This window comes from Corynebacterium tuberculostearicum SK141, assembly GCF_000175635.1.
Classification (GTDB): Bacteria; Actinomycetota; Actinomycetes; order Mycobacteriales; family Mycobacteriaceae; genus Corynebacterium; species Corynebacterium tuberculostearicum_C.
In genome coordinates this window covers 1-22,005 of the sequence record NZ_ACVP01000021.1, presented here as the reverse complement: position 1 = coordinate 22,005, position 22,005 = coordinate 1, and the positions used below count along the sequence as shown (strand labels likewise).

Sequence of the window (22,005 nt, the reverse complement as noted above, 5' to 3'; positions counted from 1 at the left end):
GCCATATGAACGACAAGAAAGTTCCGGCGCGCACCAAGCGTGGCGCTTTGAAGATCTACCTCGGCGCGGCGCCTGGGTCTGGTAAGACCTGTGCAATGCTCAACGAGGCGCACGGCCTTGTGCTGGCCGGCCGCGATGTGGTTATTGGCATCGTGGAAGATCATGGGCGCGAATTCACTCGGGCGCTGTGTGATGGCCTTGAGACCATCCCGCGGCGCTACGCCGCCGGGCTATCTACCGGAGAACTCGATACTGCAGCCATCATTTCGCGCCAGCCGGAAACCGTTCTGGTCGATGAATTTGCTCATTCCAATCCGCGCGGTGAGGAACACGCTAAGCGCTGGGAAGACGTAGAGGAACTCCTAGCCGCAGGAATCGATGTGATTTCTACCCTGAACATCCAGCACCTTGAAAGCCTCAATGACGTAATAAAGCAGATCACCGGTATTTCCCCGCAGGAGACGGTGCCAGACGAGGTGGTGCGTGCGGCGAACGAGATCGAGTTGGTGGATGTATCCCCGCAGCTCTTGCGTACCCGCTTGAGTGATGGCCAAATCTATAAAGAAGCGCGCATTGCCCCAGCGTTGAATAATTATTTTCGGGTGGGCAATCTGACTGCACTGCGGGAGCTTGCCCTGTTGTGGTTGGCGGACCAGGTTGATGAGGCTCTCGCATCTTACCGTTCTGAGCAGGACATTACCGATACCTGGGAGGCGCGGGAGCGGGTGGTCGTGGCCATTCAGAACGTCGCGCACGCAGAACTGCTCATTCGCCGCGGGCGCCGCATCGCATCCAAATCCTCAGCCGAGCTACATGTCGTCCACGTAATTTTTGGGGACTCCTTTTCTTCCGGTGAATCTTCTGTTGCAGGTTCCGCTCAACAACTGTCCAAACTACAATCCTTGGCTCAGGACGTGGGTGCCCGTTTGCATCAGGTCACCGGTGACTCGGTGCCAGAAGCGCTGCTTAATTTTGCCCGCAGCGTTAACGCCACCCAGTTGGTCCTGGGGGTTTCACCACGGCGTCGCTTAGGCCTGCACTGGCGCGGCACCGTTGCTGAGGCCGTGTTGCGGGATTCAGGCAAGATCGATTGTCACATTGTTAATCTTCCGTCTGATAAACCCTCGCCTCTTTCACCACTGCTGCGACCATTGCATTCCCTCCCGCGCCGGGCGGTGTCTTGGGTGGGCGCGGCTGTCGCTTTCATCGCCTTGACCGCACTGTTGCAAGGCATCGACGGCTCGGCATTGGGAACAGGCACGTGTTCTGCTTTTTACTTTGCGCTGATCCTTCTCGTAAGCATGCTCGCTGGCCTGTGGCCGGCGGTAATTATTGCGTTTGCCTCGGGCTTGGCGGTCAATTGGTTCTTTACCGAGCCCCTGTACACGTTCGATATTGCTGAGCCAGCTAACGCTGTCATCCTCGTGGTCATGGTAGCCATTGCCCTGGCCGTGGGTTTACAAGTGCGGCGCACCAAAATAGAGCACCATAATGCGGCCATTGCCACGCGCGATGCTGAGCTCTTGACGGTCTTTTCCCGCGCAGCCCTCAACCGCCGTGCGGACGTATCTCCCATTGACGCAGTGCTTCGCAAGGTAGGAGAGACCTTCGGCTGCCATAAGGCCGTGCTTCTTGACGCCTCCGGGGACGTACTGTCTACCTGGCACGCTTCGGCGGCCTCGCCCCGGCAGAGTAAACACCTGCATATCCCCGCTAAGACTCATAAACGTGAGGTAGAAACGTTGGTCTCCAGCGAGGACACTACGGTCCAGATTGTGATGGAGGGCCCAGCGTTATCCGCCCGCGACCGTGCTTTGGTGGCGGTTGTGGCAGGTTACTTAGCCGGCATAGTGCGCCGCGACAAGCTTTCGGCTGAAGCCGCACGTGCCGATGCCATTGCTGCCGCTGATGAATTGCGTCGTGCACTGCTATCGAGCGTGAGCCACGATCTGCGCACGCCCTTAGCAACGGCCAAGCTGGCTGTGTCCTCTTTGCGGAATTCCGAAATCGAATTCAGTCCAAAGGATCAAGAAATACTGCTGGCGGAAACCGCGGCTAGCATTGATCAACTCACGCTGCTCGTGACCAACCTATTGGATCACTCGCGTTTGAGTGCAGGAGCGGTAACTGCACGCCGGGATACTGTGGAGTTATACGAGGTAGCCAATCGGGCTATTGCTTCCTGTGCCTTTGGACATAGCAAGGACCAACTTGGTCGCATTCATATTGGTTCTGGACTCCGTGGCCGCACCTGTTGCGCGGATAGCGTTTTGCTGGAACGCGTGCTGGCGAACCTATTCGATAACGCTTTGCGTTATGCGCCGAGCGGACCAGTCAACGTTGATGCGCAGGTTACAGATGAGCGCGTGGAGCTGAGTGTGAGCGATGAAGGGCCGGGAATTTCACCAGAAAAGCAGGAGGAGCTTTTCCAAGCTTTTCAGCGCTTGGGCGATACCAGCAATGACAACGGGGTGGGTTTAGGCCTCTCCGTTGTACGCGGATTTGTGGAGGCCATGGACGGTACTATCACCGTAGAGGCCACTCCAGGAGCGACCTTTATCCTGAGTTTCCCGCTGCGGGAGGAGAAAAGCCATGACTGATAAAAAGGCCACGATAGTCATTGTGGATGATGATCCGCGTTTGCTCACCACCTTGAGCATTAATTTTAAAGCGCGTGGGTATGAGGTGTATTCAGCCAGCACCGGGGCGGAGGGTCTGCAGGTGGTCTCCCAGCATCAGCCCGACGTGGTGATTTTGGATATGGGTCTGCCGGATATGGATGGGCGGGAGGTCCTCGATGGGATTCGAGGGTGGTCAGCAATTCCCGTTCTGATTCTTACGGCCCGGTCCGATCCCCTATTTAGTGCCTCGGCCCTAGATCGCGGTGCTGATGATTATGTGACCAAACCCTTTTCTATGGAAGAGCTCTTGGCCCGCGTGCGCGTGGCTTTGCGGCATGGCAGTCCCCAGCATCCATCTGCTCAGCGGGAAGCCACGATGGTGCGGGCGGGCGATGTGCTGATCGACGTCCCTCGACACTCCATCACCAAGGCAGGAAAGCCCCTTCACCTGACCCCTACTGAGTGGGGCGTGCTTACGACGCTGCTGCGTGCCCACGGCGGTTTGGTGCGCAAAGAAGACCTCCTCGCAGAGATTTGGGGCCCGGGTTTCGAAGGGCAAAGCCACTACCTGCGCATCTATACCTCGCAATTGCGCCGCAAACTGGAAACCGATCCCTCTGATCCCCAATATCTGCTTACTGAACCCGGGTTGGGATACCGCTTCATTACCTCCCCTGGGGTCTAGGAGTAGCTGACGCCATTTTCTGCAGGGAACTACTCTTGCAGTGGCAATTCTGTGCAGTGGAGGGGTGCGAGTTGGTATCCATAACGCTTATGCGTCGAGGGCTTCGGTGTGCCCTGCGCATTTAACCAACTGCAAGTGCGTGAGAACTAAACATTTCAACTGGTCACCAGCGATTGTTCGTTCTCTAAATCATTTCTGGTGCTGCAGATTAGTTGCTTTTCCCTGAAGAGGTGACGGTGTCTGTCATGCTTTCCTGACCAAAGAACTTTCGAGCATATTTTTGGGTAGAAGGGTCTATTAAATCAAGCTACGTTGTACGTACCGTTAGAAGAAGGAATAGGGCTCTCTACTTTCATAAACTTGGCTCGATTTATTGTGCCAACGTTGAAGGTTATGAATTAGAGACGTCTGGGGTTGAAAGCTTGGTATCTAAAAATAGAGCTCCTCAAGACTCCGGTGTTCATTTATCGCTGTCTGGGTGGGGCTTTATCTGCGCACCTGAATTCGTGCAAGAAATCTTGCACGAATCTCTCGGGTAGCTTACTGTGGTCAATCGTTCAGGAATTCTTGCACGATTGGAGTTGTGATGAGCCCACGAAAGTATGAGCATCCGGCCACCGAGGACCTTGAATTCGTCCGTGTTCTGGCTGCGGTAAGTGATCCCATCCGGTTAGAGATGGTTAGGCGCCTGGCAGACGGTCAGGAGCACGATAGTTTGACGCTCGCTGATGACCTGCCTCGATCTACCCTGACCTACCACACTCGGCAGCTGCGTGAAGCCGGTGTGACGTGGACAAGAAGCCAGGGACGAACTTGTGTTATCTCTTTGCGCAGAGGCGATCTAGACGAACGGTTCCCTGGTTTACTCGATATGGTGATTTCGAATGCTTAAACAGCTGTGGCCGTTAGTTTTGGGCAGTGTAGCGCTCGGATTGGACGCATATGTTATCGCTGGACTGCTATCACAGATTGCAAACGACTTGGGTACAAGTGGCAGTGTGATCGGCTTGGGTGTTACCGCCTTCACCGGCGCGTACGCAATATCTGGTCCGCTGTTCTCGGGTAGGGCAGGCAAAGATCCGCGGAGTGGTCTGCTTGGAGCTGTTGCTGTGTTTTCTTTGGCGAATGTCGTGACTGCAGTCTCGCCTACAGTGAGCGTTTTTCTCGTGTCGCGCTTAATCGCAGGTGCGGCAGCGGGAATTTATTCGCCGTTGTCCTCAGCCGTAGCGGGGATGTCCGTCCCAGCAAAGTATCGCGGGCGCGCACTGTCAATGGTGCTGGCTGGCTTAGCGGTGGGAACTGTCGTGGGCGTACCGGTGGGATTGGGGGTAGCTAAACAGCTAGGCTGGAGGGCTACCATCGGTTTGGTCTCGGCCATTGGAATAGTGGCGTTAGCGGGTCTAGCGTTGCGCAAAGCGAGTGTGGTACCAGCTGTGCCCTCTTCCTCGTTGGGGCAGCGACTCCGAGTCATCGGCCGAGTGGATAATTTCCTGACGATCTTAGTTACTTTCTTTGTTGGAGTGGGTTCGCTGGGGTTGTACACCTATATTCCTGTAGTGCTTGATCGTGTGCAGGTAGACACCATTGCTGGTATTTGGGTCTGGGGTATCGGCGGGGCAGCGGGTGCTTTTGGGATTGGGAGGGTGCTCGACAAGGTTAATAGTTCACGCAAACTAACGGTCATTATCATTGCATTACTCGTGACTGATTTCGCTCTACTGCTGCTCTTCCCTTCGAGCCACGTGGTGGCAGTGGTGTGTCTTTTTGCTTGGGGGCTTTTGGGGTGGTCGTCTATGGCACCGCAGCAGCATTCGATGCTTAGTGCAAACCCTGATGAAGGGGCGACTGCTGTTGCTGCTAATGCATCTGCGAACTACCTTGGCTCGGCAGTCGGCTCCGCAGTGGGTGGATTACTGTTGCCCTCCTCCACGGGAATCCTGTTAGGAGCATTAGGTGCAGTCCTAGTAGGAATCGTCTGCAGTATTGGGGCTAGTGCCTCTTCTCGCTCTCATACTGGGGACAATGTGAATTAGGAATACTTCGGATTGATGGGACGATGCCCGAGTTGACATAGTCGAGCTCTTCGTCGCATTCCCTTTGAGGCCTTTGCTTTGACACTCTTAGCAGCTTAAAGGACTGATCCTAGGTCTTTGATTTTCTCGCAGTAAATCATGTCAGTATTGGTATCACTGAAGCTACCGCGGAAAAGAATAAAGAACTGCGCAGACCGCTGCCGCACTGCTAAGTCCCCGCTACACTCACGTCTATGACCGACCTGCAGCATGTCCACTCCGTTGATGAGGCGGTAAACCGCCTGATTGAGCTCTATGAGAATTCCTGCGAGCTTGCCCGCAAGACACTGGAATCAGGAAATCTAGATGACTATCGCTACGTGGTTTATCCGAAGGTCACGGTGGATATCCGCAAATGGCAACCCATCGACCGCAACGAGCCATTTGGCTATGTCAACGAGGCAGGCAAGTACTCGGCGGTAATTTCCAAGCCACACATAATTCGGGATTACCTGCACGAGCAGTTGACCCGCCTGGCGGGCAACTATCCGTGCGATATTTTCGTTGGCCAATCGGACCAGCGCATCCCGCCGGAGTACATCAAGGACACGGCCACGGCCCCGCAGGAACGCGGGCCCATTCCGCGGCCGACGTTGGATGAGGTCAACGATGCGATCATTGATGGCGAATGGGACGCTTTCCACGGAGCGGAAAAGCCGCTATTCCACTTTGGCGCCCAGCGTTTCGACATTGCTTGTGCGCGCATCGAGCATTACACCGGCATCGAGGTCGATACGGTGCAGAAATACATTCTGTTTACTAACTACGCGATGCACACCACGGAGTTCGTGAAATTCGGTCTGCGCGAGCTGACCAAGGAAGACTCGCGCTACACCGCCTTGGTTTTACCCAATGGGGAGACCATCCATCCCAACGATGCGGTGGACCTCGATGTGGACGGTCTGACCTTGACCTCTCGGTACCAGATGCCGCGCTTTGACCTGATTACTGCCGGCGGCGATGGCATCACGATGATCAATATCGGCGTAGGCCCCTCGAATGCCAAGACCATTACGGATTGCTTGGCGGTGCTACGCCCAGAGGCATGGATCATGATTGGGCACTGCGCTGGCATGGATGGCCGCATGCGCATCGGTGACCTGATTCTGGGCAATGCCTATCAGCGCAATGACCACATCTTGGACCAGAAGGTTGCGGCGACCTCTCCCATCCCTGCGATTCCAGAGGTACAACGCATGCTTGAGTCCGCGGTGAAGGCGGTATACGGCGACGATAACTCGCTCATGCGCACCGGCACGGTGCTCTCCACCGATGACCGCAACTGGGAGTGGCGCACCAACCGGGACCTGTGGGAGTGGCTGCGCACCTCCACCGCGGTGGCCGTGGATATGGAATCGTGCACGCTCGCGGCCAATGGCTACCGCTACCGCGTTCCTTATGGCACGCTGCTGTCGGTCTCTGACCTGCCGCTGCACGCGGTGCCGAAGTTGCCGGCGCAGGCGCAGGCTTTCTATTCCAATTCGAAGGAAGCCCACGTGATGTGCGCGGTGCGCGCCATGGAGCATCTAGCCGAGAATCCGGAGCGCCTGCGCACCCGCAAGCTGCGCCGGACTTTGGGCGAGGTTCCATTCCGGTAGGTGCCTTTTCTTTGGCAGGCAATGCTCGTTAAACTACAAAGAAATCCCATGACGCAAAAGGAGCCACACAATCGTGACTGAAAATTGGATCCACCCGGACCGGGAAAACCTCACCTGGGAGGTCTTCGGCGAGGCGAGCCGTAACCTGTCGGAACAGATTGTGGAATCTGGTTGGTTCCCTGACCTCATCGTGGGCGTCGCCCGCGGCGGCCTGATCCCAGCCGGTGCTATTGGTTATGCCATCGGTGTCAAGGCCATGGGTGCTATCAATGTGGAGTTCTATACCGATATCGGACAGACCCTGGAGGAGCCGATCATCTTGTCCCCGCAACTGGACACGGATTCGCTGAAGGGCAAGAAGGTATTGGTCGTCGATGACGTCGCGGATTCCGGAAAGACCCTGGATCTGGTGGTAAATCTGCTTAAGGAAACCGCAGACGAGGTGCGCTCGGCCGTCATTTATACCAAGCCGAAGACCATCTTTGAACCGGACTTTTCGTGGAAGAAGACCGATCAGTGGATCAACTTCGCCTGGTCCGTGCTGCCGGTCATCACTGCGGACGGCTCCTTTAAGGAAGGCTCCTAAAGTCTACTAGGATGTGCAGGCGTGATTAAAGAACAGCCTGCTCCTACCAGCGTCATCGCCAGTTTCCGCTATGCATTTTCCTCGCCTGCGCGCCTGCGCAAGGAGGTTTTTGGCGGCCTGGCGGTGGCGCTTGCTTTGATCCCGGAGGTCTTAAGCTTTTCCATCCTCGCAGGGTTGGATCCGCGGGTGGGATTGTTTTCTTCCGTGGTCATGGCCATGTCCATCGCCTTTACTGGCGGCAGGCCGGCGATGATTTCCGCGGCGGCCGGCGCGGTGGCGCTCGTTGTCTCACCGCTCGCGCATGAACATGGGCATGACTACGTGGTCGCTGCGGTGCTCTTGGCGGGAATTATGCAGGTGGTGCTGGCCGCGGTGGGCGTCGCCAAGCTCATGCGCTTTATCCCGCGCTCGGTGATGACGGGATTCGTCAATGCGCTGGGCATCATGATGTTTACTACGCAGCTGCCGCACCTTATTGATGTGCCGTGGATGGTGTATCTGCTGGTGGCCATTGGCCTGGCCATCATGCTGGGGCTGCCGCGGCTGACCACGGTGATTCCCGCCCCGCTGATTACCATTCTGGTGGTCAGCATTATTGCGGTGGCGGCCGGGTGGAAGGTGCCCGATGTGGCGGACCAGGGCGAGCTGCCTACCTCGCTGCCGGGGCTTTTCGTGCCGGATATTCCGTGGAACCTGGATACCTTGCAGCTGATTGCGCCCTATGCCTTTGGCATGGCCTTGGTGGGGCTGATGGAATCGCTGCTAACGGCCAAGCTGGTGGATGATATTACGGATACCCACTCCGATAAAACGCGCGAGTCCTTTGGTCAGGGCGTGGGCAATATCCTTGCCGCGGCCATCGGCGGTATGGGCGTGTGCGCCATGATTGGCCAGACCATGATCGGTGTGAAGGCATCCCAGGCGCGCACGCGCTTGTCGACGTTCCTCGCGGGCTTCTTCCTCCTTATCCTCTGCCTTCTTCTTGGCGAGACCGTCGGTCGCATTCCGATGGCCGCCTTGGTGGCGGTGATGATCATCGTGGCCGCAACGACGGTGGATTGGCATTCGGTTAGCCCTCGCACTCTGAAGCTCATGCCGCTATCAGAAACGCTCGTGATGCTGGTGACGGTGGTAGGAACGCTGGCCACGCATAACTTGGCGGTGGGCGTGGTGCTCGGCGTGGTGGCAGCCTCGATCGGCTTTGCCCGCCGCGTGGCCCACCTGGTGGAGGTGGAGCACGTAGGCGATGCCGAGTATGCGGTGCGCGGCCAGCTCTTCTTCGCCTCCTCCAATGATTTGGTCTATGCCTTTGATTACACGCTGGATACCCAGCGCGTGGTGATTGATATGAGCAAGGCCGAGGTATGGGACGCCTCCACCGTGGCGACGCTGGATGCGGTGCAGAAGAAATACGCCGAGCGTGGCATCGAAGTAGAGTTCCGTGGCCTGGAAGGGGCGAGCGCGCAGCGCCTGAATCGCCTGAGCGGCCGCTTGGGTGATTAACATCACATTTTTAGCCTAGGGTGCGAAGGCTCAAGTAGTAGATGCCGAACTGGCCGCGGACTCGCGTCGGGATAAAAGCAGAGTATCCGCGATGACCTCGAGTTCTTAGGGGAACTTTGCCCGCGCTTGGGGGCTAGCTTTGTCTTGGCTAACTTAGGTTATCCAATCTAAAAAAGCATAATGACGTGCAAGTTTACTTAAGTAGACCTTGCTGGATCGCGGGAGAATCTCCGGTAGTGTGGTGCTTAGCACTTATTGATTTCCCCCACACAGAAAGGTTTTTACGATGGACGAGAAGCTGCAAACCCTGTTGAATGACCAGGTTATTAGCGAGTATGGCGCTTCCATGGTCTACACCCAGCTGGCCTTCGAGATGGATAATCTCTCCTTCCCAGGCATGCGCGATTGGTTCATGGGCCAGGCCGCTGAAGAGCGCGAGCACGCCGAGAAGATTGCAGACCACTTGCTCTCCCGCGGATACCGCGTAGAGCTCAATGACATTCCGGTCGGCTCCGTGAAGGCGGCTAACCCGCAGGATGCCTTCCAGGCTTCCCTCGAGCACGAGCAGAAGGTTTCCGAGGAGATCCGCACCATCGCCCGCGCGGCGCTAGACGCACAGGATCTGGAATCCCGCCAGCTCGTTGACTGGTTCCTGAGCGAGCAGGTGGAAGAAGAGGCTACCGTTTCTGAGATTCTGGACCAGATCAAGCTGGTGGGCAATGATGGTTCTGGCCTACTGCGCATCGATGAGCGCCTGGCTGGTCGCACCGAAGGCGGCGCTTAAGCCCGCGTGGGTGAATAACAAACCCATCAAGATTTAGAGCAATCCTCCCACGGCACTGCGGTGCGGTGGGAGGATTGTTTCTATGTCAACGCAACGCAAGGCTTTGTGCGCCATAAGCCTGTTAGTTCTGGCGCTCTTTCTCATCGTAGGAGCGGCAATCATGTCCACGCACGTGGCCTTGGGGGTATTTTTGACCACCGCGGCGCTGATGCTCGGCCCATTCGCCGGGCTCGCGCTGCTGGTTTATGGCGTCGCCGGCAAGCGTGGGGTAGTCACACGCTCGCTCTATAGCCTCGGCGGTATGCTGCTCATTGGTGCCATCGGCGGCATCTTCGCCTTGTCCATGGAGCAGGCGCCTGCGATGCTGCCTCTTTTTGTCGCTGGTGCGGGTGTGGGAATCGTAGCCGTGCTGACCCAGGCGCCGAAACGCGCATAAACTGGCCCCGTTATGCCCAAACTCCTCTTTGATATGTACGGCGTGCTCATGCGCCCGGCAACCCCAGAAAGCCACGCGGCCTTGGAGCGCCTCCTTGCGCCGCCAGATCCAGGGGCGATGTGGGAGGCCTACGGGTTTTATCGGCCGGACTACGATGCCGGCATTTTTAGCGATAGTCACTACTGGAATGAGGTAGCAGCCCGCGCCGGGTTGGGGAAGGTACCCGTCGCGGAGGCGGTAGCGTGCGAAAACAGCGGCCTACTGGAGGCGGACCCGGACATGGTGGCGCTGGTCAAGGGGCTTATCGGGGAAGGCTATAGCGTGGGCATCTTGTCCAATATCCCCACCACGCTGGCGGGCCAAGTGCGAAAAAAGCAGCCGTGGCTGGAGGACTGCGCGGCGGTGACGTTTAGCTGCGATATTGGCGTGGCCAAGCCGCACCCAGAAGCCTATCGCGTGGCCGTGGATGCGCTCGCCGCGCAGCCGAAGGATACGCACTTTTTTGATGACCGCATCGACTACGTGGAGGGCGCGAACTACTGCGGGCTCAACGCCCACCTCTTCCGCGGCATCGACTCGGTACGCGAGGTCCTAAGCGTGCTGGAGTGAGCGGCCTAGCTCCAGCGGTTGGCGCAGGAGCTGGTCGGTGGCCACGGTGCGGGCTACCGCGCGGACAATCTCCTTATGGCCCGGAATCATGCGCAGCTGCAACTCATCGCCCGCGGAGGCGCGGACGGTGGCGGCGAATTGCTTGGGGGCTTTCGGGTCGTCGGTAAACGCGCCGCCGGCGATAACCACGGTGGCCGGGGAGTGGGCCTTGACCAGTTCCGCGGTGATGGCGCCCAACTGGCGGACGCGCTCGTCCAAAATGGCGCGGACGGCGGGGTGGGAGTTGGCTGCCTGGGCGGCGTCGGCAAGCGAGGCTGCCTCCACGCCCTCGTGGCGTATCGCCTCCAGGATGTGCTGGGTGGCCAGCAGGTGCTCGGACGCGCCATAGCCTAGCAGCTCGGAGTGCGTCGGGGGCACGGGAATAATGGGGCTGACCTCGTCTTCCACGGAGAGGGCGGAGCCGATGGAATCGTCCGCGAAGAGGACCAGGACGCGCTCACTGGTGCCAATCTCGGCCGCCTGGGTCTCGGAGCCGAGGATGGCCGGGATGGCGGAGGAGACCACCACGGGTACGCCGAACTGGAAGCGCAGGCGCTCGGCAATGTCCACGCCGTGCCAATTGAGGTTTTCCGCGGTGACCAGGCCGTTATCATCCACCGTGCCGGAGGTGGTCACGCCGAGGGAGACCAGGCGGTGGTTCAGGTTGGTCATCATGCGGTTGATGCCGGCCATGATGTGCTCGAGGAAGTCATCCTCGCTGAGCGCGGCCACCGGGGTAGCTAGTTCTTCCTCGCTCAAGGTGCGGCCTTTGGTGTCATAGAGGCCGATATAGGTCTGCTTGGTGCCCACGGAGATGCCGCCGAGTGCCCAGTCATTATCGGCCGCCTCGAGCGGCACGGTGGGCCGGCCGCGCCCGCGGGACTGGGTGAGGTCGGTGCGTTCCTGGATGAGGCCCGCGTTGAGTAGGGAAGTAGTAGCGCGCGTGATGGTGGGCTGGGAAAGTCCGGTGGCTTCCACCAGCTCGCTCCGGGTGATGATCGGGTTCAGGCGCACCAAATGAAGGCACTTTGCGGCCGGTGTGCGGGGGCGCGTGAACACTGGGCCAGGTTTGATCATAAAAAGAAGTATAAATATTCCAGACTGCTTTGTCTAATCCTGTAAACTCACCATGTACCGAATGGTCTAAAGGTGGTGGTGGGCGCGCAGATATCTATGCTGGAGAGCATGCAGTCAGTAGCGGTTTATTGTGGTTCAGCAACAGGAAACTCGCCGGCCTATACGCAGGCGGCACAGGAATTGGGCGCGGAGCTGGCCCGACGCGGCCTGAACCTGGTGTATGGCGGCGGCAATATCGGCTTGATGCGCGAGGTGGCGCAGGCCTGCCTGGCCGCTGGCGGCACCGTCACCGGTGTGATGCCGCAGTCACTGGTGGATCTGGAGATTTCCCACCCCGGCCTGACCGCCCTCGAGGTGGTCGGCTCCATGGCCGAGCGCAAGACCCGGATGGAGCAGCTTGCTGATGCCTATATTTGCCTCCCCGGCGGCGTCGGCACCCTCGAAGAGCTCACCGAGGTGCTCACCTTGCAGCAGCTGGGCCACATCCGCGGCCCGGTAGGCCTTGTTAATACGGAGGACTTCTGGCGCCCGTTCCACGCCATGTACGCCGCCATGGCCGAGTCCGGCTTCATCTTGCCGCGTTTTGTCGATGCCTTGGTGATGGAGGAAAAACCGCAGGACATCCTAGATAAATTCAGCGGCTGGAGCTACCCCGGAACAAAGTGGGACAACGATTAGTTAACAAGTTCGCAACTTCAGCCCGCCCGGGTGGCCTATAGGCGATACTTAGGGATAGACTTCCTCGTTATGAGTTCTGAGCAGACCGCTAAGCGCCAGCCCTCTCTACTGGACGCCTCGTGTGATAACTTCGTTCACGACCTAGCCGAGCTTGCCCCCACCGATGCCACCGCGTGGGGCATTGACGGCTACGAGGGCGAATTGCAGGATTTCTCCCCCGAGTACTTCACCGCCATCGCAGACCGCACCCGCGAAATGGTGGCGGACTTGGATGCCCTGGATGACACCACCGATGAGTCCGATGATGAGGATGACTTTGATGACGTGGACTATGTCACCGCGGCCGTCCTGCGCGATCGCCTCTGCCTTGAACTAGATCTGCACCACCACAGCGAGGATGTGCGCTGCCTGAATAACATCGCCTCCCCGGTCCAGACCATCCGCGATACCCTGCTGCTCATGCCGCAGGACACGGACGAGGACCGCGATGCCATTCGCTCCCGCCTGTCCAAGGTGAAGACCTCCCTGGCCGGATACCGCAGCTCCTTGGAGGAAGCGGCCTCCCACGGCATGGTGGCACCGCACCGCCAGATCTCCGAGGTCATTGTGCAGTGCGAGCGGCTTGCCGACGCCGACTCGATGCTCGAGTCCCTCGGCCTCGACGCCGACTCCGCCGAGGTGCAGCAGGCCAAGGAGGCCTTTGGTGAGTTCTCCGATTGGCTCTCCAATGACCTGCAGCCCCAGGCGCCTAATAAGGACGCCGTGGGCCGCGAGCGCTACGAGCGTTTTTCCAAGCTCTTTGTGGGCGATGCCGTTAACCTCGATGAGGCCTATGAGTGGGGCCTGGATCAGGTGCGGAGCCTGCGCGCGGAGCAGGAAAAGATCGCCCACGAGCTCTACGGCTCCGATTGTTCGGTGCGCTCGGCGATGCGCAAGCTCAACCACGAGGAGCGCTATACCCTGCGCGGCACCGATGCGCTGGTGGAGTGGATGCAATCCACCGCCGATGGCGTCATCGCTGAGCTCAATGGCAAGGAATTCGATATTCCGGAGGAAGTAGAAGAGATCGAGTGCTGCATCGATCCGGCCGGCACCGGCGGCATCTTCTATACCCCGCCGAGCGATGACTTCTCCCGCCCGGGCCGCATGTGGTGGTCCGTGCCGGAGGGCCAGGACACCTTCCATACTTGGCAGGAGCTGACCACCGTCCACCACGAGGGTGTGCCGGGACACCACCTGCAGCTCGGATCCGCGCTGGTGCAAGAAGATCTCAACCTGTGGCGCCGCGCCGTGACGTGGAACTCCGGCCACGGCGAGGGCTGGGCGCTCTACGCCGAGCAGCTCATGGCCGAGCTGGGCTACATGGATGATCCGGGCTTCCGCATGGGCATGTTGGATGCGCAGCGCCTGCGCGCCGCCCGCGTGGTCGTGGACATCGGATTGCACCTGGGCAAGCAGCTGCCGGATTGCTCTACCTCCGGCGTTTGGGACAAGGCGCACGTAAAGACCTTCATGCGCGAAAACACCGCCATGGATGATGCCAACCTCAACTTTGAGGTCAACCGCTACCTGGGTTGGCCGGGCCAGGCGCCGTCCTATGCACTGGGTCAGCGCCTGTGGCAGGAAACCCGCGCCGAGGCTGAGAAGCAGGGCATGAGCGCGCGCGAGTTCCACTCCGAGGCCCTCGCCCTGGGCTCCGTGCCGATGTCCGTCCTGCGCGAGGCCGTCTTGGACAACTAGCGGCGCAGCAGGCGCTTCGCCAGCCGCAACAGCTGCGGCAGGTAGCCCGCTACGACCAGGACCGCGATGAGTCGGGTGAGCTGGACTGCGATGACCGCGGGCCCGGCTCCGCCCTCGGCTGAGAGCGCGAGAACGGTCTCCAGCGCGCCGGGGCTGGTGGCCAGGTAGGCCTCGAAGTAGGTGATATGCAGCCACTTGGTTAGCGGCCAGGCGGTGGCCGCGCAGATGCCGATGATGGCCACGATGAAAAGCACTGTCGCGGGCAATTGCTTGGCAAAGGCCTTGAGTGCGGGCAGCGAAAGCCCGCCGCCACAGACCCACCCGATGGACAAAAACGCCATCACCTTAAAGGCATAGAGCGGCTCGAGCGTGTGGCCCTCCGGCAGCACGAAAGAGACCAGCACCGTCAGCAGCAAGGGTCCGAGCACCGCGGCGGCGGGGAGGTGGAGGAACGAGCCTACCTTTTCGCCGATGAAGGCAATGGCGATCACTAGGGCAATTATCCACCAGGTGGTTTCGCCATCGACCGAAAGATCCGCTCCCTCGCCGGCGGGCGTATCCAACAGAGCGACCACGGCCGGTAGCGATACCGAGACTACTAAGAGTCGCAGGTATTGGGTGAGGGCGACGTAGCGGAAGTCGGCACCGAGTTCGTCGGCAAGCGCAGGCATCAGCGACGCACCGCCCGGCAGCATGGATAAAATCCCGGTTTCGGAGGAGACATCCTGTGGCTGCGCGCGGTGTAAGAGTTGGCCGCCGATAACTCCCACCATCAGTGTGACAAAGGAGATCGTCAGGGCGGCAGGCAGGAAGCCCAGCAATTGACCCACCGGCACCACGGTCAGCGGAATGGCAGCCATCATGCCGATAAAGCCGCGCGATAGGCTATAAAAACTCCGGTTCACGCGCAGATCTTCCCCAGTAAAAAGCGCCATGGCACCGGAGGAGAGGATCGCTGCCAAAATCCAGGCCGCAGGTACGTGCCACATGTTAAAGAGCCAGCCCAGTACGACCGATGCCGGAACGACAATGGCCCACCGTGCCACGGTATGGGCACTAAGCCCGGTGCCTTCCTGCTGTGCGGCCATGCGAGCCTCCTAGTTCTGCTGCGCCAAAAGTATAGTGCCTCTTTCTGCTCTACTACGGAGAGGGCGATAGGCGGGTTATCACCTTACATCATTCAAGATTTATGATCGGGGGCATGGAAATTGATCTGGTGCAGTGGGTAATTCTCTTCTTTGGTACCGCGGCCGCGGGGTGGGTCGATGCGGTCATCGGCGGTGGCGGATTGATCCTGATCCCGATGCTGCTGGCGGTCCTGCCGGGCCTTGCTCCGGCCGCAGCTTTGGGCACTAGCAAGCTCGCCGCGGTGACCGGCACCGGATCCGCTGCCGTAACCCTCGCCCGCAAGGTGAAGCTGGACAAGGCAGAAATGGCGCGGTTCCTCCTCATCGCGCTGGTCTGCTCCGGGTTGGGGGCCAGCGTGGCCTCGAGTCTCGATAAAGACATCATGCGCCCCATCATTATCGTGCTCATGGTGGCCGTGGGCATCTTCGTTGCCTTTAAGCCAGACTTTGGCAGTAGCGACTCGGCCGGTACCCGTGGTGGTTGGCGGACCGTCGTGGTCTTGGTGCTCTCCGGCATCATTTCCTTTTATGATGGCATCTTCGGTCCGGGTACCGGAATGTTTTTGATCATGGCCTTTACCTCTATTTTTGCGCAGAACTTCCTGACTTCTGCAGCTATGGCCAAGGTAGTCAATACAGCTACCAACTTCGGTGCGCTCGTCGTGTTCATTATTGGCGGGCACGTGTGGTGGACGCTCGGCATCGTGCTCGGCGTAGCCAATATCGCCGGCGCACTCCTCGGTGCACGTACCGTACTCGGTGGCGGTGCCAAATTCATCCGCTACGCGCTACTTACCTTGGTCGTGGTCATGAGCTGCTACCTGGGCTGGCAGCAGTGGGGATAACTACATCCGGTTCTTGGTGCGCGCGGTAGCCACGGCATTCCACGGGTCTTCGGGCCAGGGGTGCTTGGGGTAGCGGCCGCGCATATCGGCGCGCACGCCGGCATAGGGGCCGGACCAGAAGCTGGCGAGATCATCGGTTACCGCGAGCGGGCGGCCGGCGGGGGAGAGTAGGTGGAATTGCACGCGGTGGCCGCAGTATTCGGGGGATTCGGCTAGTCCGAAGCATTCCTGCAGCTTGATGTGGACCACGGGGCGATCGCCGGACCAGTCGATGGCGGCATCGCGGCCGGAGGGCACCGGGAGGCGCTCGGGGGCGAGATCGTCCAGATGGGTGGCTTCCGGCCATGGCAGGAGGCGTTGCAGCGCGGGGTACATGTCGAGCTTGGCGGTGGGGGTTCCCTCCGCGATGCGGTGGAGTTCGGGGCCGAGCCACTCGGTAGGATCCGCGGAATCGACATCGGGCCACGGCTCGCCATAGTGGGCGTGCAGGTGGCGCAAGCGGTCTTTTAAGCTTTGGGCTTTCTCGCTGAAGGTGAAAAGCCCCAAACCTTCCTCGCGGATGCCGGCGGCAAGGGTCTCCTCGGCCGCGGGGCCGGTGACCTTGACCGGGGTTTCAGAGAGCGTGATGGCGCCCGCGGCCTTGACCTTGACGCCGCGCACACGGCCATCGCGCAGGAAGGCGCGGGTCTCCTCTGTGACGCCGATGGTCTCCAGCGCTGCGGTTTCCTCGACGCGCGCGGCCGAGCGGATGATGGCATTGCCCGCGTTGGACAGGGAGACCTCTGCGATGGCGAGCCACGGGGCACCGGCCAGGCCCGAGTTATCGAGCAGGCGCGCGCGGGTGCCGCTGGCCAGCAAGTAATCCTCGCCCACGCGCTTGGCCACCTGCTCGGGAAAGGCGGTGGCGACGACCTCGCCGGGATCGGCGGGGCCGAGATCGTCGACGAGGCGGGCGAGCCGCTTGACCTCTTTTTGAGGTGGGCGGTGACGGGTGAGGTTGGGGGTTAAGGGGGCGTCGACAAGCGAGGCAATGGTGGGCGCGGCCTGGCTGCCGTGGCGGAGCAAAGAAGCGCCGAGGCGCGGATCGGTGGGCAGGAGGGCGAGCTCCTGCGTGGCACCAATGCGCTGAAGCGTCGCCTGTGCGGCCGCAAGAGCCTGGGCCGGCGGCGGATCGAGCAACGGGAAGTCCGGGCCCGCGCCCCAACAGTCCAAAAACAACGCGGCCTGGGTCAGATCCGCGGACAGAATCTCCGGGGTGGTATGCGGGGAAAAGTGCTGGTAATCATCCTGCGAGTAGCAGCGGATTACGGTGCCGGGCGCCTCACGGCCGGCACGACCAGCGCGCTGATCGGCACTCGATTTTGAGGTTGACACCGTCACTAGCCCGGACATGCCGCGTTGGGCGTCGCGCCGGGGAACGCGGGAGAGCCCGGCATCGACCACCACGCGCACACCCGGCACGGTAAGCGAGGACTCCGCGATAGAGGTAGCCACGACGATGCGCTGTTCCTCGGTATACAGCGCGGCGTCTTGCTCCGCGGTGGTTTGCTTGCCATGCAGGGGAAATACATTATGGCCTGCTAAGGCATCGCACACGAGGTTGACTTCGCGCACGCCGGGCACAAAGACCAGCGTGGATTCCTGCTGGCGAGCTGCCTGCTTGGCGACGTCCCCGTAAAACTCCCTCGTTCCCGCCGCCCTGCCCAGCATGGGGGCGTAGTGGATATCGAGCGGATGGGTGACCGCCTCGGTCACGTGGACGGGCGCATCCATGAGCTGGGAAAAGCGCTGCGCATCCACGGTCGCGGACATGGCGATGACGCGAAAGTCCTCGCGTAGCTCGGCTAGTTCCAGGCACATGCCCAGCATCAGATCCGTATCGAGCTGGCGCTCGTGGACCTCATCAATGGCAACGGCGGCAACGCCCTCGAGCTCCGGATCCTTCAGCAAGCGGCGCAGCAGCACGCCCGGCGTGACGAACTCGACCTCGCTGCCCTTGCGGGACTCGCCCCGGATGGCAAAGCCGACCTTGTCCGGGGTGCCGCTGAGCGTGCTCAAGCGGTGTGCGGCCGCACGCACGGCCACACGCCGCGGGGCGGTGACAATAACTTTTCCGCGTCCTGCCGCATGATTGGCCAACGCCGGCGGCACGAGCGTGGTCTTACCCGTGCCGGGCGGGGCCTGGATGACAACGTTTCCGGTCCTAGGCAGCGAATCGATGGTCTCGGCTACGGGCAGTCCCGCGCCGATGCGAGCGAGATCAAACATTTACTTGGCGGCTCCAAAACCTTCGACAGGACCGTTGAGATCCTGGCGCTCCCAGGCGTCCTCGTTATTTTCCAGCTTGCGCACCACGCGGCCGGGGGATCCCAGGACCAGCGAATTATCCGGAATATCGGTGGTAATAAGCGTGCCTGCACCTATAACGCAGTTCTTTCCAATCGTGATGCCCGGCAGCACGGTGACATTGGCACCGAACCAGGTGTTGTCACCGATGGTGATGGGCTTGGCTATCTCCCACCCACCGGCGCGCATCTCATGATCGTTTACCGGATGCCCCACCGTAATCAGCGAGCAATTGGGGCCTATCATCACGCCATCACCCAGCGTCACCGTGGCCTGGGCCAGGATCGTAGCGCCAAAATTAATGAAGACGCGCTCGCCGCACACCAGATTGCAGCCATATTCCAAATTCAACGGAACGTGCAGGCCCGGCACCGCAGATTCTTCCGGCAGTACCTCGCGCAGGATGCCCTTGGCGCGCTCTTGGTCCGTATTCTGCAACTCATTGAGCTGTTTAACCAAGCGAAAAGTGCGCTGATGTTCGTCCTTAGCCTCCGGCATGCTCGGCAGGAACCACTGCCCACCGGTCATCCGCTCCCATGAGCCGTAGCGTTCCAAGTCCTGCCGCCCCTGTTCATCCATGGGTGTCATTGTAGAGGGTGAGGCGCCCCTAGTTTTCCCTAAGATCTTGGGGCCATTGCGACTATGTCCAACAAGCGTGATCAGGATGCAAGGAAACCGTATCCGCCTGGTGGGGGATCGTGGCGAGGTAGACGCGTCTTCAAGGCAGCCCACATGCCACGGAGCCGCACCGAAACCGGGAAAACTCCTAGACCGCACCCTGGCACTAGCCACAGAAAGCCTGCCGCAAAGGAAAAATTACTTAAATACTTTCCTGCGGGCATAGTTTCCGCGCTCTTGGTAGGAGGAAACCCTCTGGAACATAGTCGCCTGGTCAACCACGCAGATTCCGGTGTTTATGGTGTGCGGCCAATACGGCATCCCCTTAGCCAGTGAAAAGTATTGGTATCGGCTCATACAGATTCTGTTATGCCGCTGTGTATGACCGGTGTCTGGTCGTCGCAGGCAGAGGGCGGTCCACCTGGCACCACACAGTAAATAAAGAGGAAACGGAGATATGACTCGGCCTTGCCAATGATGAATTCACAGTATCGGGAGCAGGAGACTTGTGGGAAGTGGACAATACATATTACAGATGAGGAAAGGAATCGCATACACCGCCTGTTATCCTCGCAAGATTGCCGGCTGGGCACTATCAGGGATCCGATATGCTCTTTACCTTGGCCACCACAGCAACTCAACCAAGCCATTATGTAGACCAAGAAAACCGCAGGTTCTTTTCAACATTCGGATCGCGGGAAGCAGTACGTCAGTACTGCTTACAATGGAAAGCTTGCTGAGCACCGCACCGCCGCTTTTACCGACGGACACCCGGTACCTGAAATGCCACTGCTGTGGCCAATGGTCCGTTGATGCCCCGATGTACAGCGTCGTTAGCGAAAAATTCGCGACGTTTGAATAGATGAAATGGCCGAAGATTCCAAGCTTCGCAGTCCCTAAGCTGCTGCACCCTGCTGAAGCTTATTCAGAGTTCTAAAGCTACAAACCAAAACCTTTCAGAACTGAAAGCAAATACCGATACCTAGGAACACAACGCAGCGCACGTCATTAGCTTGGGAAAATCTGGGATGTTGCACATGCGAAACAATAGGGAAGAAACCTAAACCGTTACCCCTGACGAGGATCGTTGTGGCATTAGAAACGGGGTGATGCTTCCATCGTTAACGCTTCTGGTGGCTCAGACTGAGTGCAGCTCTAGGGTAGGAAGAGCATGGATAGTCTCGAGCAAGTTGCTGAACATGACAGAAGCATCGGTGGGGACCCTGGCAGGCCCTCCATTTATCCACGACAACTGCAACACCTACGGCGCGAAGATCCAGGGGGGAGGATCCTTACTGAACACCACAAATTTGGGCTAAGTGACGCCCGCAGTGTTGGAGTTATAAACCAAGAGCGAGGAGGGACTGGAATGGCATTACCGCCCACGACCCGTGATGCCCTCCCTCCGGCATTAACGGACACGCTCCGGATATACAGCTGCATTAGGCAGTCGTGCCGTTCTAACAAGAGCCAAATCCTGCGGAATCAAGACAGGCGGGATATCGGCCTTTTGGGGACGCCCGATGTACAAATGGAAACCGTTTCAAAAGGTTTTGCAACTGACCGACGGCGGCATGACAACCTCTTGAAGGTTGTCTATGAAAATGTCAACAACATGCCCTGTAGCTGTGTCGATGCTGAAAAATGACCTATGCACAGCTACTTAAATGGTGATAATGTACAAGCTGTACTAAAAGACTGATCGATAGTTTGGCTTCAGGGCCGTGATCAGGTGCGGTGCGTTCAGCATGGAAACTGGCTGTCAACAGTGAGATTTACTGCTGATCAGGAAGATATATTTTGCCAATCTAAGAGGAAAAATGAGTATATCAAGAAGCATGCCTCGAAAGGGGTGGACGCTCTTAACTGCAATTCTCGCAACAATTGCGGTGATCGCGGCCCTGCTTACTGTGCCATTGAATAAGGCCAGCGCGGCGGAGCCTACCGACTTTGTGCCCAACACAACACTGGGTAACGAGGATAAAAAGGAAGAAAAAAGCCGGGACGATACAGGCGAGAAAGAAGGTCATATCGCCGCGGATTATAACTGGGGTCTGCTAGTTTGGGCCGGAGCACCAGTTGGGAGAGGTACCGGGACAGGCCCAAATGAAAAAAATGACGTCGGCTGGGCGTGGTGCATTGAGCCACATGCTAAGCCCCCACTTCAAACGTTCGAAAAGTATGAAAAAAAGAACGCTACGAAGCTCAAGTTTGACGAGTCCTATCATGATGCTGTAATTAATCTCGCGCGGAAGATGGAAAGTGCAGTTGATCGGGGGGACAGCAGTTCGGCTGCTAACTATTACGTTTACCTACTGATGTTTCTTGATTCGTCGGCGAACCCAAAGAGCTGGCCCGCCGGCGCAATCACGACGGGTGATAAGAGCAAATTCCCGAACTTTACCGGATCGCACGAAGAATTTACGGAACTTACGGGCTATAAAATTGAAGGTTCCGTCGATGTTCCGAAGCTTGTAAAAGATTCGACGGTGGAGATTGCAAAGCAGCCTACAGATGCATATATAACCGTTGTACATCCCAACAACAATCCCCATTCCCGTGATCAAACTGTTATGCCGGTGGATCAGCCGGGTCTACCGGATGAGAATGGCGGAAGCGGCTCCAATCCGTCTACTAAGAC

The 22,005-nt window shown here is 58.9% G+C and carries 17 protein-coding genes and 1 pseudogene; 14 read left to right on the top strand and 4 right to left on the bottom strand.

Going from position 1 to position 22,005, the window contains the following annotated elements; translation table 11 throughout:
- Window positions 1-5: 5 nt before the first annotated feature.
- The 10 genes from CORTU0001_RS06240 (at window position 6) to CORTU0001_RS06195 (ending at window position 10,894) form a co-directional block, all read left to right on the top strand.
- Entirely contained in the window at window positions 6-2,600 is a 2,595-nt protein-coding gene (locus tag CORTU0001_RS06240; RefSeq protein ID WP_005328259.1) for an ATP-binding protein, read from the top strand.
- The gene (locus CORTU0001_RS06235) at window positions 2,593-3,306 is read left to right on the top strand and encodes a response regulator (RefSeq protein WP_005328258.1); all 714 of its coding nucleotides are present in this window, start codon (window positions 2,593-2,595) and stop codon (window positions 3,304-3,306) included. The genes CORTU0001_RS06240 and CORTU0001_RS06235 overlap by 8 nt, the downstream gene beginning before the upstream one ends.
- A gap of 586 nt (window positions 3,307-3,892) precedes the next feature.
- Complete coding sequence (locus CORTU0001_RS12065; protein WP_005326349.1) at window positions 3,893-4,198, top strand: ArsR/SmtB family transcription factor; 306 nt, start codon at window positions 3,893-3,895, stop codon at window positions 4,196-4,198.
- The gene (locus CORTU0001_RS06225) at window positions 4,191-5,339 is read left to right on the top strand and encodes an MFS transporter (RefSeq protein WP_005328255.1); all 1,149 of its coding nucleotides are present in this window, start codon (window positions 4,191-4,193) and stop codon (window positions 5,337-5,339) included. Before CORTU0001_RS12065 ends, CORTU0001_RS06225 begins: the two co-directional genes overlap by 8 nt.
- A 233-nt stretch (window positions 5,340-5,572) precedes the next feature.
- Window positions 5,573-6,976 (top strand): AMP nucleosidase, encoded by a 1,404-nt coding sequence (gene amn / locus CORTU0001_RS06220; protein ID WP_005328253.1) that lies wholly within the window; start codon window positions 5,573-5,575, stop codon window positions 6,974-6,976.
- Window positions 6,977-7,049: 73 nt separating this feature from the next.
- On the top strand, window positions 7,050-7,562 hold the full coding sequence (locus CORTU0001_RS06215; RefSeq protein WP_005326355.1) for a phosphoribosyltransferase: 513 nt from the start codon (window positions 7,050-7,052) through the stop codon (window positions 7,560-7,562).
- A 21-nt stretch (window positions 7,563-7,583) separates the two neighbouring features.
- Window positions 7,584-9,065, top strand: a complete 1,482-nt coding sequence (locus CORTU0001_RS06210; protein ID WP_005328252.1) for a SulP family inorganic anion transporter — start codon at window positions 7,584-7,586, stop codon at window positions 9,063-9,065.
- Between the two features lie 286 nt (window positions 9,066-9,351).
- Window positions 9,352-9,849 (top strand): ferritin, encoded by a 498-nt coding sequence (locus CORTU0001_RS06205; protein WP_005328251.1) that lies wholly within the window; start codon window positions 9,352-9,354, stop codon window positions 9,847-9,849.
- A gap of 82 nt (window positions 9,850-9,931) precedes the next feature.
- A complete protein-coding gene (locus tag CORTU0001_RS06200) occupies window positions 9,932-10,285 on the top strand; it encodes a hypothetical protein (RefSeq protein ID WP_034668355.1) in 354 nt (117 codons plus the stop codon).
- 12 nt (window positions 10,286-10,297) lie between these two features.
- A complete protein-coding gene (locus CORTU0001_RS06195; protein WP_005328248.1) occupies window positions 10,298-10,894 on the top strand; it encodes an HAD family hydrolase in 597 nt (198 codons plus the stop codon).
- Here the strand turns inward: CORTU0001_RS06195 and CORTU0001_RS06190 are convergent.
- Complete coding sequence (locus CORTU0001_RS06190; protein WP_005328247.1) at window positions 10,877-12,010, bottom strand: ROK family transcriptional regulator; 1,134 nt, start codon at window positions 12,008-12,010, stop codon at window positions 10,877-10,879. The two genes, CORTU0001_RS06195 and CORTU0001_RS06190, sit on opposite strands and share 18 nt — an antisense overlap.
- 108 nt (window positions 12,011-12,118) lie before the next feature.
- On the opposite strand from CORTU0001_RS06190, the gene CORTU0001_RS06185 reads away from it, so the two are divergent.
- Window positions 12,119-12,688 (top strand): LOG family protein, encoded by a 570-nt coding sequence (locus tag CORTU0001_RS06185; protein WP_034668370.1) that lies wholly within the window; start codon window positions 12,119-12,121, stop codon window positions 12,686-12,688.
- Between the two features lie 69 nt (window positions 12,689-12,757).
- The gene (locus CORTU0001_RS06180) at window positions 12,758-14,428 is read left to right on the top strand and encodes a DUF885 domain-containing protein (protein WP_005328244.1); all 1,671 of its coding nucleotides are present in this window, start codon (window positions 12,758-12,760) and stop codon (window positions 14,426-14,428) included.
- Here CORTU0001_RS06180 and CORTU0001_RS06175 read toward each other — a convergent pair.
- Window positions 14,425-15,516, bottom strand: a complete 1,092-nt coding sequence (locus CORTU0001_RS06175; protein ID WP_005328243.1) for an AbrB family transcriptional regulator — start codon at window positions 15,514-15,516, stop codon at window positions 14,425-14,427. The two genes, CORTU0001_RS06180 and CORTU0001_RS06175, sit on opposite strands and share 4 nt — an antisense overlap.
- 113 nt (window positions 15,517-15,629) lie before the next feature.
- Between CORTU0001_RS06175 and CORTU0001_RS06170 the strand changes: the two genes are divergently transcribed.
- Entirely contained in the window at window positions 15,630-16,400 is a 771-nt protein-coding gene (locus CORTU0001_RS06170; RefSeq protein WP_005328241.1) for a TSUP family transporter, read from the top strand.
- Here CORTU0001_RS06170 and CORTU0001_RS06165 read toward each other — a convergent pair whose 3' ends face one another.
- Both CORTU0001_RS06165 and CORTU0001_RS06160 read right to left on the bottom strand, forming a co-directional pair.
- Window positions 16,401-18,668 (bottom strand): ATP-dependent RNA helicase, encoded by a 2,268-nt coding sequence (locus CORTU0001_RS06165; RefSeq protein ID WP_005328240.1) that lies wholly within the window; start codon window positions 18,666-18,668, stop codon window positions 16,401-16,403.
- Window positions 18,669-19,334, bottom strand: a complete 666-nt coding sequence (locus CORTU0001_RS06160) for a sugar O-acetyltransferase (protein WP_034668353.1) — start codon at window positions 19,332-19,334, stop codon at window positions 18,669-18,671. It abuts the gene before it with no gap.
- A 1,850-nt stretch (window positions 19,335-21,184) separates the two neighbouring features.
- Here CORTU0001_RS06160 and CORTU0001_RS11290 point away from each other — a divergent pair.
- A pseudogene (locus tag CORTU0001_RS11290) lies at window positions 21,185-22,005 on the top strand (VaFE repeat-containing surface-anchored protein); the annotation flags it as partial.

Bases quoted from the DNA above. Each gene is read 5' to 3' on its own strand.
- CORTU0001_RS12065 (WP_005326349.1), top strand. From the start codon at position 3,893: ATGAGCCCACGAAAGTATGAGCATCCGGCCACCGAGGACCTTGAATTC.
- CORTU0001_RS06190 (WP_005328247.1), bottom strand. From the start codon at position 12,010: ATGATCAAACCTGGCCCAGTGTTCACGCGCCCCCGCACACCGGCCGCA.
- CORTU0001_RS06170 (WP_005328241.1), top strand. From the start codon at position 15,630: ATGGAAATTGATCTGGTGCAGTGGGTAATTCTCTTCTTTGGTACCGCG.
- CORTU0001_RS06185 (WP_034668370.1), top strand. From the start codon at position 12,119: ATGCAGTCAGTAGCGGTTTATTGTGGTTCAGCAACAGGAAACTCGCCG.
- CORTU0001_RS06225 (WP_005328255.1), top strand. From the start codon at position 4,191: ATGCTTAAACAGCTGTGGCCGTTAGTTTTGGGCAGTGTAGCGCTCGGA.
- CORTU0001_RS06180 (WP_005328244.1), top strand. From the start codon at position 12,758: ATGAGTTCTGAGCAGACCGCTAAGCGCCAGCCCTCTCTACTGGACGCC.
- CORTU0001_RS06235 (WP_005328258.1), top strand. From the start codon at position 2,593: ATGACTGATAAAAAGGCCACGATAGTCATTGTGGATGATGATCCGCGT.
- CORTU0001_RS06165 (WP_005328240.1), bottom strand. From the start codon at position 18,668: ATGTTTGATCTCGCTCGCATCGGCGCGGGACTGCCCGTAGCCGAGACC.
- CORTU0001_RS06175 (WP_005328243.1), bottom strand. From the start codon at position 15,516: ATGGCCGCACAGCAGGAAGGCACCGGGCTTAGTGCCCATACCGTGGCA.
- CORTU0001_RS06240 (WP_005328259.1), top strand. From the start codon at position 6: ATGAACGACAAGAAAGTTCCGGCGCGCACCAAGCGTGGCGCTTTGAAG.
- CORTU0001_RS06205 (WP_005328251.1), top strand. From the start codon at position 9,352: ATGGACGAGAAGCTGCAAACCCTGTTGAATGACCAGGTTATTAGCGAG.
- amn (WP_005328253.1), top strand. From the start codon at position 5,573: ATGACCGACCTGCAGCATGTCCACTCCGTTGATGAGGCGGTAAACCGC.
- CORTU0001_RS06195 (WP_005328248.1), top strand. From the start codon at position 10,298: ATGCCCAAACTCCTCTTTGATATGTACGGCGTGCTCATGCGCCCGGCA.
- CORTU0001_RS06200 (WP_034668355.1), top strand. From the start codon at position 9,932: ATGTCAACGCAACGCAAGGCTTTGTGCGCCATAAGCCTGTTAGTTCTG.
- CORTU0001_RS06160 (WP_034668353.1), bottom strand. From the start codon at position 19,334: ATGACACCCATGGATGAACAGGGGCGGCAGGACTTGGAACGCTACGGC.